This is a genomic window from Pseudomonas sp. Pseusp11, assembly GCF_047304405.1.
GTDB lineage: Bacteria > Pseudomonadota > Gammaproteobacteria > Pseudomonadales > Pseudomonadaceae > Aquipseudomonas.
Map to the genome: position 1 here is coordinate 48,692 of NZ_JBGLZF010000022.1, position 15,311 is coordinate 64,002.

Here is a 15,311-nt window from a genome sequence, read left to right on the forward strand (position 1 = left end):
AGACCTGAACACATGGAATTTCCAACGATGACATCTATTGCCAGCTCAAAACTAAGCTCGCTAAAACAAACGCCTCATCACTTAAAGTACCGATCAGACATTGACGGTCTGCGCGCCATTGCAGTTTTGAGCGTTGTGATTTTTCATCTTGGGCTTGGCTTATTCCCCGGCGGTTTCGTCGGCGTGGATGTGTTTTTTGTGATATCTGGCTTCTTAATCAGCAAGATCATCTACACGGAAACATTCGCAGGGTCTTTTTCGATAACTAATTTCTATGTACGGCGCGCTCGTCGAATTTTGCCGGGACTGTTATCGGTACTTGTGGCTTGCTCAATTTGCGCAGGATATCTTCTTTACCCGAGTGAGCTTGTGAGCTATGCGAAGTCTGTAATTTCAACCGCATTGTTTTCGGCAAATATATATTTCTATGCGACATTGAATTATTTCGGCCCTTCGGCCACAGAGATCCCGCTGCTGCATCTTTGGTCGCTCGGCGTGGAAGAGCAGTTTTATATCCTGTTTCCTTTGCTCGCCATCGCCATGGCCGCATCGTCGCGAAACCTTCGAGTCGTTATTTTCTCGCTCCTGCTTGCATCCATGGCGTCGTCAGCATGGCTTCTGACGACAGACCCGTCCGCAGCGTTCTACCTTCTGCCATTCAGGGCTTTTGAGATGCTGATTGGTAGCGCACTTGCACTGCCAGGACGCCGTAGTACGCCGAGCAAGACCATCTCAGTTTTGGCTTGTGCTTTCGGCTTGATCTGCATTTGCGTTGCAGTTTTTGGCTATGACAAGGCAACCCTATTCCCAGGCCTTGCCGCGCTCCTCCCATGCATCGGGGCAGCGCTGATAATCTATGCCGGCGAGCAGAAAAACACCCTGTCCCAAAGGGTCCTGGGGAATGAAGTTCTTGCGTCCATAGGCAGAATTTCCTATTCGCTTTATTTGGTCCATTGGCCTGTTATCGTTTTCGGCAAAAGGGCATTCCCGTATGCTGATCAGTACACATTCGCGGCGGCAGCATTTGCTGTCTCGGTGCTCCTTGCTTACCTAAATTTCCGATACATCGAGCGGCCGTTTAGAGGTCGTAGCTCGATACAGCGCCCGAAAAAAGTCCTTGGCGTATCTTTTGTGGCGCTTGCTTCTGTAGTGTTTATCTCAGGGCTGACCGTTTACAAGGGAGGGTTTGCTGGAGGGGCTGACCACCGCGTCAAAAAGGCACTCTCATATCTTAATTACAACACAAAGATCCTATATAAGTCCGGCACTTGCTTTCAAACCGCAGATCAAGCTCCAGGAATTGTTGATATAAGCTCTTGCCTACCTAGCGGCAACACTAAAAAGGTAATGCTATGGGGCGATAGTCACGCAGCACAGTATATTTCTGGACTATCAAAAACTTTAAAACAGCAAGGTTATTCTCTTGGCTTTCTTACGGCCCAATCATGCCCGCCAATCATGGGCGTCACGGTTCTATCAAACCCAAGATGCGGTGCTTTTAATGAAATGGCTTTGCCGGTTATCCTCAAGGAGAAACCGGAAATAATCATTATGGCTGCAAACTGGGTAGCCAATGACGTGACCATGGATCTATTGGAGCTAACCATTCGCAGGCTGTCAGACACCGGCATAAAGCTGGTAATCCTTGGCGAGGCTCCGCTTTACAAGCTCAACGTGCCAGCAATGGTTGCAGAAAGAATCAAGGCAGGCCGTGAGGACTTTCTTTCGAGCGAAGAACTCGAGCACGCCTTTCTCGACAACTCCAATAACGTGATGCGTCCACGCTTCTCAAATCGACAGGACGTCAAATTTATATCGGTCATGGACATCAGTGCCCGGGGTACAAGTGCCCGCTGACAACACCTGACGGCACTCCGGCAGCCTTCGACATAGCCCACCTTACCGAAGAAGGCTCCGCGATGTTTGCCGAGAAGCTGACGCCAGCCATCCTGAATTAACGGCGCAAGCCACTACAAGGATTCGGCTGATCGAGACTCAGGGCCCGCAACAATCACCGGTACGGCTGGAACAATCGGCCAAACCGGCGAGGCATTCCAGCCTGGCTTCGTGGTTACCTTGCCCACGGCGAACTTATAGGCCTTCCAGGCTTTAAGGTTCACCAGTAGCCTCGTCCTCTTCGGTCGCCTCGCCGGCGTCGATGCCGTAACCAGGCGTGTCGATGCGATCTTGAACTCGCGTGATCTGCGTTACCGCGACAGCGTTCTTTGCAGCCAATTCGGCCTTGGCTTCCACCAGGTGCAGCGCGGCGGCAGCAGCCTTCATCTCGACGGCAATCAGTTGGGACCAGTCGATATTACTCATGGCCAGCTCCTTGTGAGGCCGGATCGGGATCTGTCAATGCCTGATTGAGGAGCGCTTCGACGAGGGTGCACCGCTCCAGGCCCCCACAAAAGAATGGCCCGGCGCGCTGCTCATTAACGCCAAGCTGCACACGGTGAAGATTGAGCGTTGGTATATGGGCAAAGAGGGCAAGCTCACCGACCGGATGGCCGAACTTCAAGCCATGGCCGACACCGACGACGAGGGCCTGAAAGAGGCCTTGCAAGACACCGTAGATGCAATCCTGGGTGAGTTCGAGATGAAGGCCGACAACATCGTCATGCTGCGCCGCAATATCGAAAGCGATATCGATGCCATCAACAAAGAGGTCGAGCGGCTCAACGAGCTGAAACGCGTGAAGAAGAACAGCATAAGCCAGGCATGCAGGAGGACCTGCCGCCCCACCTGATGCGCGAGAACAGTCTTCCTCTTGGCTGGCCAGCATGACAACCGCCTTCTGCCGCCACGCGCGGTACGGAGCAGCTCATGAACATCCAGTTTCTATCCCACGAGGAGGTTTGCGAGCTTACCGGCGCGCGGACGAAGGCAGGTCAGATCCTCAACTTGAAGAAGAATGACGTCCAACACACGACCAAAGTGAACGGCTGGCCAAGTGTTACCGCGATGGCAGTGACCGCAGTCGGTACGCTTGAAGCGGAAAAAACCGTATGAAACACGTAAGGCCAGCTGACATGGGACGACGACCAAGTAAATCCGGCTCAAGCCCGGCTGCGAGAGCGTAAGAAAGCCAGCGGGCGGGTCTTCTATTATTACGACACTGACGAAAGGACCGAAAAGAAATCCCTCTGGCAGCGATTACGGTGATCATGGAGTACGCCAAGCTCGAGCGTGATCGCACCACAACTGAATTGGTCGTCAAGGCCATCACTTTTAGTGAATTGCGGACCAGAAACAAACAAGGGTTTGCATTAGCTTTCGCCCGCAAACCCTTGATTTTAGATGGTGCCCGAAGCCGGAATCGAACCGGCACGCCCTTACGAGCGGGGGATTTTAAGTCCCATGCGTCTACCAGTTTCGCCATTCGGGCGGTAGCGCTTGTGCAACAGAGGGGGAAATATATACATCCCGCCCCGGTGAAGCAAGTTCACAACCCCCTTTTCAAGACTAAATCTTGCAGGACTGCGAAAATAAAAAAGCTCCGTAGATCATGGACCTACGGAGCTCGTTTAAAGTGGAGGTCGAAGTCGGAATCGAACCGATGTAGGTGGATCTTCAATCGATCAACAAAACAAGCTATTTCAATAGGTTAGCATCATTATCGTTCCGCAAGCTACTGATTTTCAAGGTTCTGTAAGCCGCGCGGCACACGGGACTGCTCCATGGCTGCGGAGCTACCCGGCGCCTGATTTTGTGACTCATCGCGCCAACCTCGTCCGAAAATAGACCTGATGCCGAGTTACCAATTGATACCAAAAACGACAAGCAAAGACGCTTTAATCGACTAGCCTTGCCGTACTAAACGCCAACGGAAGGGCAACCTGGATGATCAAGTTTGGAGCCGAGCGACCGGCAGAAACGCTGTACCCCAGTCTTTACGATGAGTTCGAGATCAGCAAAAAACCCTATTGGTCATCTCCCAGGGTGCAGGAAAAGGCCATGATCACGGCTCGCGCCAGCGCCATATTTAAACTGCTCAGGTTGGGTACTCGGTCCAACCCTCAGTGAGCATTTCGGCGCGATATGTGTCCTCATCGATTGCTTGCGGAAATGCTCGTTAGCGGTCGATCTGGAACCGCCTCATCGCCACGTTAAGGGCAGGTGCAAAAACGCCGACGCTGGTGCCGGCGTCGGAGAGGATCTTCAATAATTGTTGCACAGCAACAATAATGGCATTTTGCCAAGATGCGTCCAGTGATTTGGTGTAGAATCCGCATCGATCGGCGCGACTCACCAATTTAGCGCTCAAAAAAACAAATAACATTCTCGGTTTTATATGCCTAATCAAATCATGGATAGAATTGTATTTTTGGATTGCATGCGAATATTTGCCTTTATTGGCGTGCTCGTCGGCCACCGAATGTTCCCAGACGTCTACTATGCATCTATCGATGAATCACTACATATCTCTTTACGGTATGTTTTATCGGCAATCTCTCCATTAGTTTGGTCTGGTGCTGCAGGGGTAATCGTTTTTTTCATTACATCTGGCTACGTCATAACGCATGTACTCCAGTCCGAGAACACAACAGAGTTTCTCATAAAACGTTTTTTCAGAATTTATCCATTATTTATTTTCGCCGTCATCTGCGAGGCGCTGGTAAATAAATTCGTTAATGGAATCCCGCTCCCTCCAGCCTGGCAATGGATTCCACACCTCCTTCTTTTAGGTGACCTGTTTGCAATTCCAACCTCACTATCTGGTGTTGAATGGACGTTGCGGATTGAGGTTGCTTTTTATGTGTTGATGGCGCTATTCAAGGCGTCCGGCCTGATGCGCAAGCAGCAGTACCTTCCAATGATATTTGGCGCTATTGCTGCAACCTTGTATTTCTCTTCGCCATTCCCTAACTCACCAGGGCTCACCCTCGGATACACCACGCTTTATGCTCCGTTCCTCTTTTTAGGATCGTGTATTTATCTGCTGGAAACCGGCAAAGCCAATAAGAATGCCTGCATCGCATTAATGATATGCATCGTCTTGGCATTCTGGACTATGACGACCAAAATCCAGCCATCATTCAATAACAATAATCACTCGATGTATGCACTGGCTATTTTCTTCTCTGCATGGCTGATTCGAGACAGAATACAAGATGGCCCACTTATCAGGCTCACCTCAAACCTGACGTACTCAGTCTATTTATTCCATAACTGGGCATGGCCTTATTTGGCAGAAGTCGTGAGCAACTTGGGAATCACCTATATCCCGCAAAAAATACAAATAGTCATGATCCTTGTAGTCATTTGCTATGTACTACATAAAACAGTAGAAACGTACGGCCTTCGCGCCGGGAGAATTGTAGTAGCCCGCTACCGCACTGCAAAGACCATCAACAGAATCAAACAAGTAGAAACTGCCAGCTCTTAACCCCCCCTATAACGATTACTCCAATACACTCAACTATCACGCAGGGATTGGAACCCCTGCCCTTGCCATACTGGCAAAGTGGTGAAGTAGCTTCTGTACCTATCTTCAGATGCCACGAAGGCTGCCGCGGATGGTGACCTTGAGCTTTCAGCGACGATTAGCAAATTTCAGTTCCGTGAAACCGACCGAAGACGGCTAGTGAAATTGACGATATCACTGACGCAAGTGCCCCGCTCGGTCACTCAGCTCGAGGGATAAAAAAGGTTTATCACCGCGTGTGGGCCCATCGTAAAGCCAACAACGCAATCCATTCATGCGGAACACTTCACTTTCCTGAAGGCATAAAAAAACCCCGTAGATCATTGATCTACGGGGTTTTTAATAGTGGAGGCCGAAGTCGGAATCGAACCGGCGTAGGTGGATTTGCAATCCACTGCATAACCATTTTGCTATTCGGCCTCAAACATCTGATGTTGAGTAGCACAACACCAAACGTGTAAACTCGCATCTGGAAACAAGATTCTAATCTAGCTTCCAACCCTTTGAAATCTAAGGGGTTTTCGTGTTCCTGAATCAGGAATGGACGCAATTCTGGACTGGTTCGAAAGGCATGTCAAGAACTGGAAGAAAATAATTCCAGATGCGCTAACGCCACTACCCGGTTGCTTTCGAGACTAACACTTCAGCGCCACAGAAAGCGCTACCCACCGCAAGATGCACGCTGCAACCGCTGTCGATACTCGCTGGGCGTCTCGTGCATTTCATGGCGAAAGTGCCGATTGAAATTCGACAAGTTGGCGTACCCCACTTCAAAGCAGATATCGGCAACGCTGAAACTGCTTTGCGCCAGCAAACGGCAGGCGCGCTGGACTCGTAGTTTGCGCGTCAGGTCGACGAAGGTATGGCCGGTGGCGCGCTTGAAGAATTTGGAGAAGGCCGGCTCGTTCATGTCCAGGCGCTGGGCGATGACCGACATCCGCAGCTCGTCAGCGAGGTCGTTCAGGATGTAGTCGAAGACAATGCTCATGCGCTGAGCCGTCAATGCGTCGAGCATGGGCGCGTACTGCAGGCTGGCAAGCGTCTGTCTCTCGCTGTCGGGGGCCGATGCCAGCAGTTGCAGCAACGACAGGAACAGGCACAGTCGCTGCAAGCCATGGCACTGGCCGATTTCTTCCAGCAGTCGGGCCGCCTTCTTGCGGGTGTTGCCTTGAAATTCGATGCCCTGCGCCGCCTGGCGAAACAGGCTTTGTAACTCGCTGAGTTCCGGGACCTTGTCACGCAGTTGCATCAGCATCTGGCCATCGAACTGCAACACCACGTCACGGCCGGTAATCACCTCACCTTTGCCCAGATCGCTGATCCAGTCGTGAGGCAGGCCCGGGCCGATGAGGGCGACATGCCCGGCTTCGAATACGCCGATGTAGTCACCAGCCAGAAGCCGACCGCTGCCTTCGCGGATCAGGTGGATCTCGAACTCCGGATGATGGTTCCAGCGCGCCAGGTCGAAGGGATAGTCGTGTTCGTACCAACGAAAGCTGTGCTGGGGCTCGTTGAGGATGACTTCAAGCGCTGGTGGCTTGTCTGCGGTTACGTGATGGTTCATCACCCTGGCGATTCCGTTTTTGTTGGTTTTATCAAGGTACCGCGAAGCCCGGGACGAGTCGAAGTCTCGGGACGCTGACATGAGACTCGCATTAACGACGCCCAGTGCCTAGCGCGCTACATGGCGCCCACTGATACTTTTTTCCACGGTCAAAAAAGTATCAGCGGCGCGTATGCCATTCATTTGTTCGCTGCTTGGGTAGCTGCAATTCTGTGGTCATCCCGGTGCGGCTATGACCCGCCTCGTGGATTACAACAACAATAAAGCTTCTGCCGCCCAAGGCGCAGAGCGGAGATCACGATGAAGATCATTCCAAGCGCGCTTTTTCTGTCCGCCGGCCTGTGCTCTGCCCTGCTCTGCCAGGCTGCTGAAACGGTGACCATCGCCACCGTGAACAACAGCGACATGATCCGCATGCAGCGACTGTCCAAAACTTTCGAACAGCTGCACCCCGACCTGAAGCTCAACTGGGTGGTGCTTGAAGAGAACGTGTTGCGTCAGCGCCTGACCACCGACATAGCCACTCAGGGCGGCCAGTTCGACGTGCTCACCATCGGCACTTACGAAACACCCTTGTGGGGCGCCAAGCATTGGCTGGAGCCAATAAAGGACCTGCCCGCCAGCTATGACCTCGAAGATATTTTCCCTGCGGTTCGCCAAGGGTTATCGGTCAACGACACGCTCTATGCCCTGCCGTTCTATGGCGAAAGCACCGTCACCTATTACCGAACCGACCTGTTCAAGAACGCCGGCCTGAGCATGCCCGAGCACCCGACCTGGACGCAGCTCGGCGAGTTCGCCGGCAAGCTGCACCGGCCGGATAAAGAACAGTATGGAATGTGCCTGCGCGGCAAGGCCGGTTGGGGTGAGAACATGGCGCTGCTGACGACCATGTCCAACGCCTTTGGCGCGCGCTGGTTCAATGAACAGTGGCAGCCGCAACTCACCGGGCCGCAATGGACTGCCGCCGCCAACTTCTACGTCAACACCCTCAAGCAGTACGGCCCACCGGGTGTGTCGAGCAATGGCTTCAATGAGACGCTCGCCCTGTTCAACAGTGGCAAATGCGCAATCTGGGTCGATGCCAGCGTCGCCGGCTCCTTCATCACCGACACAACGCAAAGCAAGGTGGCCAATGATGTTGGTTTCGTCGCCGCGCCAACAGAAGTCACCGACAAAGGCTCGTCCTGGCTCTATGCCTGGTCACTGGCCATCCCGGCGACATCCAAACACAAGGAAGCTGCCAAAGCCTTTGTGACCTGGGCCACCTCCAGGGAATACATCCAACTGGTTGCCGAGACGGATGGCATCAGCAACGTACCGCCGGGCACCCGCATGTCGACCTACAGCGACGCCTATTTGCAGGCGGCGCCCTTCGCCGGTGTCACGCTGAAAATGATGCAGAACGCCGACCCGGCTCACCCGTCAGTCCAGCCCGTGCCCTACGTCGGTATCCAATACGTGACCATTCCCGAATTCCAGGCGATTGGCACGTCGGTCGGCAAGCTGGTATCCGCGGCGCTCACCGGGCAGATGCCGGTGGAACAGGCCCTGGCCTCCGCGCAGCAAAGCACCGAACGCGAGATGAAGCGCGCCGGTTATCCCAAGTAGCAACGGCGTGACGCAATCACTGCGGGGTCTTCGCACGACCATTTTTAATGCCCTCAACGGGCGTCTCTTTAGCTCTAACGATTGGATGGAAACAATGAAACGTCTAGAAGGAAAAAGCGCCCTGATTACCGGTTCCGCCAGAGGAATAGGCAGGACGTTCGCGCAAGCCTATATCCGCGAAGGCGCTACGGTCGCGATTGCCGACATCAACCTAGAACGTGCCCAAGCCACGGCAACCGAGTTGGGACCCAATGCCTATGCAGTCGAGATGGACGTGACCGATCAGCAATCCATCGACGCAGCCATCGCCACGGTGATCGCCACCGCAGGCAAGCTCGACATCCTGATCAACAACGCGGCGCTGTTTGATCTCGCGCCGATCACGGAGATTTCTCGCGACAGCTACGAACGGCTGTTCTCGATCAACGTTTCCGGCACCCTGTTCACGTTGCAGGCCGCGGCCAAACAGATGATCCGCCAGGGCCACGGCGGCAAGATCATCAATATGGCCAGTCAGGCCGGGCGGCGCGGTGAAGCACTGGTCGCGGTGTATTGCGCGACCAAGGCGGCGGTGATCAGCCTCACGCAGTCGGCCGGTCTCAACCTCATTCCCCATCGAATCAACGTGAATGCCATCGCGCCGGGGGTGGTGGACGGTGAGCATTGGGACGGCGTCGACGCGTTGTTCGCCCGCTATGAAAACCGCCCGCTAGGGGAAAAGAAAAGGCTGGCGGGTGAGGAAGTCCCGTACGGGCGCATGGGCACGGCAGATGACCTTGTCGGCATGGCGATTTTCCTGGCATCGGCCGAGAGCGATTACATCGTGGCGCAGACTTATAACGTCGATGGCGGCAACTGGATGAGCTGACTGGCCCTGATGACAGGGCCAGCCGATGCCTCAAAGGCGAAACCGATCCACCGACTGCGAGAGCTGTCCGGCCAGGCTGGACAGCTCATCGGTGGTCGAGGCGGTCTGGTTGATCACCTTGCTGTTGCCTTCGGACATGCCGGCAATCATTTCCACCTGGTGCGCGATTTCGTTACTGGCCAGGCTCTGCTCGCCGATCGTGCGGCTGATGTCATTGACCAGCTCCGTGGTGTTGAGCGTGGCCTGGAGGATTTCGCGGATGGCGCGCTCGACGTCGGCGGTCACCGCCATGCCCTTGTCGACCTGTGCGACGCCTGCCTCCATGCTGCTGACCGCCTCGCGGGTGCTTTGCTGGATGCGCGCGACCATGGTGGCGATTTCCTGGGTGGAGGCGCTGGTACGACCTGCCAGGCTGCGCACCTCATCGGCGACGACGGCGAAACCACGGCCCTGCTCACCGGCGCGGGCGGCCTCGATGGCGGCGTTAAGCGCCAACAGGTTGGTTTGATCGGCAATGCCCTTGATCACCTGAATGATGCTGAAAATCCCCTCGGACTCCTTGTCCAGGGTGCGGATCACCTGGGCCGACTGCTGCGCCGAACGGGCAATCCCGTCCATGTCGCTGACCACTTGATGAATCACCCGACCGCCGTCCTTGGCCAGTTCCTCAGCCTGGTTGGCCATGTTCAGTGCACGCTCTGCATGCCGGGTGATTTCTTCGATGCTCGCAGTCATTTCGCTGGCCGCCGCGGCCATGGTGCTGGCGGCAACGCTTTGCTGCTGGCTGCTGCCCGCGACCTGATGGCAACCGCTGCTCAACTGCTGGCTCATGCCGCTTACGCCGTGGGCGTTGCTGCGAACCACTTCGATCATGCCGCGCAGGTCACGCTGCATGGTCGCCAGGCTGCGAATCAAGGTGCTGGCTTCGTCCTTGCGGGTGGGCTCGACGATAGGCTCGCTCAGGTTGCCATGGGCGATGCTGTCAGCAATCCGGCTGGCGATCTGCAACGGCCCCATGATGCTCAGGATGACCGAACGTCCCAGGGCGAGCAGCAGCAACAAGCTGGCAATGAGTACGGCACCGAGGGTGAAGTTGGCACTGCTGATGGTTTGCCGAGTGCCCGCGCTGGTCTGTTGGGTGTTGGTTTCGATCAGCTCACTGAGGGTGGCCATCTGGCTTTCCAGTTGGCTGAACGCGTTATTGAACGTGCCCAGTTGCTGTTGTGCGGAATCCGGATTATCCAGCGCCAGCCCGACAATGCGCTCGGCGGCACTGATGTACGTATCGAGGCTTGGCTTGATCTTGTCCAGCGCGGCCTTGAGGGTGTCGTTGACCGGCAGCTTGAGGTTGTCACCGAGCATCTCGCGAAAATGCGCGGCATGCTCATTGAGTGAGCTGCGCACCTCGGCCTTGCTGCTGGGGCTCTTGCCCAACCCTACCAGCATCGCCGACAGCACATCGGCGCGCAGTGCATCGTGCATCATGTCGGCTTCGAGGTGATTGCGCAGCGCGGTCATGCTGACCTCGTTGTCACTCACCGCTTCAGCCATCCGAGTGTTACCGACATAGCTGACCAGACTCACGATCAGGGCGGTGAGCAAGCCAGTGCCGATCAACAAGATCAAACGTAATTTTATGGACACTCGATGGTTCCCCTGTCGGCAGGTGCGTGGTCGGCTAATTGCCTACTGTTGGGGTTATCGACTGTTCCAAGCGGTTACTTAGACTTATTTCCACGCAAGCCGATTTTTGCGACCTACGGTATGCGCGGGCTCAATGCCCGCGAATGTAGTGCTCGAGTTGCCGTATCAAATCGGCCTGCTCGACGATGGCTTCCTTGACCAGATCGCCGATCGACAGCAGCCCGATCAGTTCCCCGCCCTCCAGCACCGGCAGATGACGCAAATGACTGTCGGTCATGACCTCCATGCAGCGCTCGATACTCTGCAAACTGTCGGCGGTCACCACCGGCGCGCTCATGATCTCGCGCACCGGCGTGCCGACCGAAGAACGCCCCTGTAAAACCACCTTGCGCGCATAGTCGCGCTCGCTGATGACGCCGACCACCTGCCCTTCTTCGATCACGGGCAGCGCGCCGACGTTCTTCTCGGCCATCATTTTCAGGGCGTCGAGGACCATCTGATCCGGTGCGATGCTGTGCACCTGCTGGTTTTGCACGACCTTCAGTTTCAGCAACTGTGCGGCTGTTTTCATCAACGTTCTCCGATACGGTTCAGGGCGACGGTCAAGCCGCCGCAACTTCCACGACGCCGGCGTTCAGACGCACCGGCCACACCCGCAGGCGCTGTTCGGGGTACTCCAGGCAGCTGCCGTCTTCAAGACGAAAGTGCTGCTTGTAGATCGGCGACGCCACCACCAGATCACCCTTGAGACTGCCGATCAGTCCGCGGCCAATCACGTTCGCGCCGGATTGCGGATCATGGTTGTCGATGGCATAGAGGGTGCGACCTTCGGCCTGCGGCAGGTAGAACAGCGCCACCTGGGCGCCGTCGAGCCAAACGACAACGCCGGAATTGCTGACCAGATCCTGCTGGCTGCACACCGCCTGCCAGGCCTGGGCATTGGCCGCGGTTGCAAGGGCATCGACACGCTGGGTAGTGGACTGGCTCATCAGGCATTCTCCTCGGTGACAGGGATAAGGTTGAGTTCGGCGGCCATGATCGGCCGGCGCTGACCGCGCTCCTGGACAAAATGAATGTCCGGGTCGGGGCGTTGATCGTTGACGAAGGTGCGGAAGCGCTTGAGTTTTTCCGGGTCTTTGAGGGCATTGGCCCATTCGCATTCGTAGCGGTTGACCACCAGTTGCATCTGCGATTCAAGTTCTGCGCCAAGCCCCAGGCTGTCGTTGATGATCACGTCCTTGAGGTAATCCAGGCCGCCCTCCAGGCTTTCGCGCCAGACCGAGGTGCGCTGCAATTTATCGGCGGTGCGGATGTAGAACATCAGGAAGCGGTCGATGTAACGGATCAGGGTTGCATCGTCCAGGTCGGTGGCGAACAGCTCGGCGTGGCGCGGGCGCATGCCGCCGTTGCCGGCTACATAGAGGTTCCAGCCGTTCTCGGTGGCGATCACGCCGACATCCTTGCTCTGCGCCTCGGCACATTCACGGGTGCAGCCAGAAACGGCGAACTTGAGCTTGTGCGGCGAGCGCAGGCCTTTGTAGCGATCTTCGAGGGTCAGGGCCATTTTCACGCTGTCCTGCACGCCGTAACGGCACCAGGTGCTGCCCACGCAAGACTTCACGGTACGGGTCGATTTGCCGTAGGCGTGCCCGGTTTCGAAACCGGCCTCGATCAGCTCGGACCAGATGTCCGGCAACTGATGCAACTGCGCGCCGAACAGGTCGATCCGCTGGCCGCCGGTGATCTTGGTGTAGAGGTCGTATTTCTTCGCCACTACGCCGATCGCGATCAGTTTGTCGGCAGTGATCTCACCGCCAGCAATGCGCGGCACTACCGAATAGGTGCCGTTTTTCTGCATGTTGGCCATGAAGGTATCGTTGGTGTCCTGCAACGGCACCAGCGAGGCGTCCATGATCGGCTGGTTCCAGCACGAGGCGAGGATCGAGCCCACTGCCGGTTTGCACACGTCGCAACCGGTGTGACCACGGCCGTGCTTGGCCAGCAGTTCTTCGAAAGTGATCACCCCTTCTACCCGCACCAGCGCATAAAGCTCCTGGCGGGTGTAGGCGAAGTGTTCGCACAGGCTCTTGTCGACGCTGACGCCACGGGCAATCAGTTCATGCTCGAACACTTGCTTGAGCAGCCCCGCGCAACCGCCGCAACCGGTGCCCGCCTTGGTCTGCGACTTGAGCAGGCCCAGGTCGGTGCAGCCGCCATCGATGGCCGAGCAGATCGAGCCCTTGGTGACGTTATGGCACGAGCACACCGTTGCCGACTCGGGCAACGCGCCCGGGCCCAAGGTTGGCGCACCGGCGGACGACGGCAGAATCAGGCTGGCCGGCTCCGACGGCAAGGCAATGCCGTTCTGCATGTATTGCAGCAAGGTGTCGTAATAGCTGTTGTCGCCGACCAACACTGCACCGAGCACACGCTTGCTGTCGGCATCCACCACCAGTCGGCGGTAGCTGGCCGTCGCTTCATCGATGAACTGATAACTGCGTGCACCCGGTGTCTGCGCATGGGCATCGCCGATGGAGCCGACATCGACGCCGAGCAGTTTGAGCTTGGTCGACATGTCGGCGCCCTGGAACGGCTCGGCGGCTTGATTGCACAGCAGCGACGCGACGCCACGGGCCATCTGGTAACCGGGAGCAACCAGGCCGAAGAGGCTGCCATTCCAGGCGGCGCACTCGCCGATGGCGTAGATGTTCGGGTCGCTGGTCAGGCACTGATCGTCAATCACCACGCCGCCGCGAGGACCAATGTCCAGCGCGCATTGGCGGGCCAATGCATCTTGCGCGCGGATGCCGGCGGAGAACACGATCAGGTCGGCTTCAAGAAATTCGTCGTTGGCAAAATTCATCCGATAACGGTACTGCTCACCGGCGCTGATCGACTGCGTGCCACGGGACAAGTGCACACCCACACCGAGCCGCTCGATTTGCGCCTTCAGCGCCAGGCCGCCCTGCTCGTCCAGTTGCACCGGCATCAGGCGCGGGGCGAATTCCACCACATGGGCTTCCAGGCCCAGGCTTTTCAGGGCATTGGCTGCTTCCAGGCCGAGCAGGCCACCGCCGACCACCACGCCACGCCGGGCATTGGCCGCAGCAGCACGAATCGCGTCGAGGTCTTCAAGGGTGCGATACACCAGGCGCGAGTCGCCTTCTGCGCCTTCGATAGGCGGCACGAAGGGATAAGACCCGGTGGCCAGAACCAATTTGTCGTAAGCGACGCAACCTTGCGCGGTAATCACCTGGCGCCGAGCACGGTCGATTTCCAGCACCGGCACACCCAGATGCAGGGTGACGCCCGGTGTCTGGTATAGGGAGGCTTCGCCCAGGGCCAGCGATTCGGCATCGCGACCGCCGAAATACTCGGACAGATGCACACGGTCATAGGCACGCATCGGTTCTTCACTGAAGACATGCAGCCGGTAGTGTTCGAGGGCGCCGCGCTCGATGAGCTGCTCGACACAATGATGTCCGACCATGCCATTGCCGATCACGATCAGCGTTTGCAGTTTGTTCAATGCGGCAACATTGGAATTCATAGTAAGCACCCAGCCAAAGCCAATCACGGATAAAAAAGCAAAAAAAAACGCCTGAAACCTCTCGGTTTCAGGCGTCTTTGCCTGTTCTCGCGGTGTTCGACCTGGCGCCTTCGCCTGATCCACCGATGTTGCCCACGACCTGCCCGGTCGGTCGATCTTCGTTGATCGAGTGGGCTGCCCCTCTTTTTCAGATGAGGCTGAAGGGGGAGAATGCAGCCTTTGTGCCAGTCCGCAGCGCATAACTTGCTCAGCTCTGGAAAACCGACTGCTGAACGATGGGGGAATGTGATGAAGACCGCGAACCAGGCGGGTTTCATCAGGCGTGAGTCAACGTTGCAGGCCCCCGCGAGTGGGTGGGCGGACGTTGGAGCTGAAGAAAGGAATAGCTCGGGGATCCGCTTCGCACTGGTGCACGTTGTCAGGCATGGCTCTTTAAAAGTGCATGCGAGCGGTCAAACGTTCTATCTGGGGCCGCTTCGCGCTGGAGCGCCAGCCCGGCCCAGCGGGAGCAAGCTCCCTCGCCACAGGTTTCTCGGCGCCATTCGAGGCCGCGACCTTTTGGCGCATGCCGGCAGGCCATCGATTAAGCGCCGCAGGGCAACAGTTTGTTAACATCCGTGCGCTTTTTTTCGTCTGATTGATCAGC

11 protein-coding genes, 2 tRNA genes and 3 pseudogenes are annotated in these 15,311 nt (G+C 56.5%); 6 read left to right on the forward strand and 10 right to left on the reverse strand.

Annotated features, from left to right (window positions below; all coding sequences use genetic code 11):
- Positions 1-12: 12 nt before the first annotated feature.
- Positions 13-1,857, forward strand: a complete 1,845-nt coding sequence (locus ACCC96_RS18900; protein ID WP_413696600.1) for an acyltransferase family protein — start codon at positions 13-15, stop codon at positions 1,855-1,857.
- A gap of 113 nt (positions 1,858-1,970) precedes the next feature.
- Here the strand turns inward: ACCC96_RS18900 and ACCC96_RS18905 are convergent.
- Positions 1,971-2,322, reverse strand: a pseudogene (locus tag ACCC96_RS18905) (phage tail protein).
- A gap of 154 nt (positions 2,323-2,476) precedes the next feature.
- Between ACCC96_RS18905 and ACCC96_RS18910 the strand changes: the two are divergent.
- A pseudogene (locus tag ACCC96_RS18910) lies at positions 2,477-2,716 on the forward strand (siphovirus Gp157 family protein); the annotation flags it as partial.
- A gap of 110 nt (positions 2,717-2,826) precedes the next feature.
- Positions 2,827-3,012 carry a DUF4224 domain-containing protein gene (locus tag ACCC96_RS18915; RefSeq protein WP_258673940.1) on the forward strand — a complete coding sequence of 62 codons (186 nt, stop codon included), beginning with the start codon at positions 2,827-2,829 and terminating at the stop codon, positions 3,010-3,012.
- Positions 3,013-3,301: 289 nt separating this feature from the next.
- On the opposite strand, the gene ACCC96_RS18920 is transcribed toward ACCC96_RS18915, so the two are convergent.
- Positions 3,302-3,388: transfer RNA gene (locus tag ACCC96_RS18920), tRNA-Leu, on the reverse strand.
- A 687-nt stretch (positions 3,389-4,075) separates the two neighbouring features.
- Positions 4,076-4,375, reverse strand: coding sequence for a hypothetical protein (locus tag ACCC96_RS18925; RefSeq protein WP_413696601.1), 300 nt, complete (start codon positions 4,373-4,375; stop codon positions 4,076-4,078).
- 3 nt (positions 4,376-4,378) lie between these two features.
- Here ACCC96_RS18925 and ACCC96_RS18930 point away from each other — a divergent pair, with 3 nt between their 5' ends.
- A complete protein-coding gene (locus ACCC96_RS18930; protein ID WP_413696602.1) occupies positions 4,379-5,389 on the forward strand; it encodes an acyltransferase family protein in 1,011 nt (336 codons plus the stop codon).
- A gap of 385 nt (positions 5,390-5,774) precedes the next feature.
- Here ACCC96_RS18930 and ACCC96_RS18935 read toward each other — a convergent pair.
- Positions 5,775-5,848 (reverse strand) — tRNA-Cys (locus tag ACCC96_RS18935).
- 241 nt (positions 5,849-6,089) lie between these two features.
- Positions 6,090-6,992 carry an AraC family transcriptional regulator gene (locus tag ACCC96_RS18940; protein WP_019651616.1) on the reverse strand — a complete coding sequence of 301 codons (903 nt, stop codon included), beginning with the start codon at positions 6,990-6,992 and terminating at the stop codon, positions 6,090-6,092.
- 300 nt (positions 6,993-7,292) lie between these two features.
- Here ACCC96_RS18940 and ACCC96_RS18945 point away from each other — a divergent pair, with 300 nt between their 5' ends.
- Together ACCC96_RS18945 and ACCC96_RS18950 are read left to right on the forward strand one after the other, a co-directional pair.
- Positions 7,293-8,603, forward strand: coding sequence for an ABC transporter substrate-binding protein (locus tag ACCC96_RS18945; protein WP_413696603.1), 1,311 nt, complete (start codon positions 7,293-7,295; stop codon positions 8,601-8,603).
- 94 nt (positions 8,604-8,697) lie between these two features.
- Positions 8,698-9,471: an L-iditol 2-dehydrogenase gene (locus ACCC96_RS18950; protein WP_413696604.1), complete on the forward strand. Its 774-nt coding sequence runs from the start codon at positions 8,698-8,700 to the stop codon at positions 9,469-9,471.
- A 30-nt stretch (positions 9,472-9,501) separates the two neighbouring features.
- Here the strand turns inward: ACCC96_RS18950 and ACCC96_RS18955 are convergent, their stop codons facing one another.
- From ACCC96_RS18955 to nirB, 5 genes and pseudogenes are all read right to left on the reverse strand, one after another.
- Positions 9,502-10,365 (reverse strand): methyl-accepting chemotaxis protein, encoded by an 864-nt coding sequence (locus ACCC96_RS18955; protein WP_413696632.1) that lies wholly within the window; start codon positions 10,363-10,365, stop codon positions 9,502-9,504.
- Positions 10,360-11,115, reverse strand: a pseudogene (locus tag ACCC96_RS18960) (MCP four helix bundle domain-containing protein); the annotation flags it as partial. The gene ACCC96_RS18955 and the pseudogene ACCC96_RS18960, both read right to left, overlap by 6 nt.
- Before the next feature lie 130 nt (positions 11,116-11,245).
- Positions 11,246-11,686, reverse strand: coding sequence for a CBS domain-containing protein (locus ACCC96_RS18965; protein WP_007935595.1), 441 nt, complete (start codon positions 11,684-11,686; stop codon positions 11,246-11,248).
- Positions 11,687-11,717: 31 nt separating this feature from the next.
- Entirely contained in the window at positions 11,718-12,104 is a 387-nt protein-coding gene (gene nirD, locus ACCC96_RS18970) for a nitrite reductase small subunit NirD (protein ID WP_019578753.1), read from the reverse strand.
- Positions 12,104-14,665, reverse strand: coding sequence for a nitrite reductase large subunit NirB (nirB, locus tag ACCC96_RS18975; RefSeq protein WP_413696605.1), 2,562 nt, complete (start codon positions 14,663-14,665; stop codon positions 12,104-12,106). Before nirB ends, nirD begins: the two co-directional genes overlap by 1 nt.
- Between the last annotated feature and the right edge of the window lie 646 nt (positions 14,666-15,311).

What these genes read in the sequence shown, in the direction of transcription:
- ACCC96_RS18900 (WP_413696600.1), top strand. Translation starts at nt 13, where the DNA reads ATGGAATTTCCAACGATGACATCTATTGCCAGCTCAAAACTAAGCTCG.
- ACCC96_RS18915 (WP_258673940.1), top strand. Translation starts at nt 2,827, where the DNA reads ATGAACATCCAGTTTCTATCCCACGAGGAGGTTTGCGAGCTTACCGGC.
- ACCC96_RS18930 (WP_413696602.1), top strand. Translation starts at nt 4,379, where the DNA reads ATGTTCCCAGACGTCTACTATGCATCTATCGATGAATCACTACATATC.
- ACCC96_RS18940 (WP_019651616.1), bottom strand. Translation starts at nt 6,992, where the DNA reads ATGAACCATCACGTAACCGCAGACAAGCCACCAGCGCTTGAAGTCATC.
- ACCC96_RS18945 (WP_413696603.1), top strand. Translation starts at nt 7,293, where the DNA reads ATGAAGATCATTCCAAGCGCGCTTTTTCTGTCCGCCGGCCTGTGCTCT.
- ACCC96_RS18950 (WP_413696604.1), top strand. Translation starts at nt 8,698, where the DNA reads ATGAAACGTCTAGAAGGAAAAAGCGCCCTGATTACCGGTTCCGCCAGA.
- ACCC96_RS18955 (WP_413696632.1), bottom strand. Translation starts at nt 10,365, where the DNA reads ATGCAGCGTGACCTGCGCGGCATGATCGAAGTGGTTCGCAGCAACGCC.
- ACCC96_RS18965 (WP_007935595.1), bottom strand. Translation starts at nt 11,686, where the DNA reads ATGAAAACAGCCGCACAGTTGCTGAAACTGAAGGTCGTGCAAAACCAG.
- nirD (WP_019578753.1), bottom strand. Translation starts at nt 12,104, where the DNA reads ATGAGCCAGTCCACTACCCAGCGTGTCGATGCCCTTGCAACCGCGGCC.
- nirB (WP_413696605.1), bottom strand. Translation starts at nt 14,665, where the DNA reads ATGAATTCCAATGTTGCCGCATTGAACAAACTGCAAACGCTGATCGTG.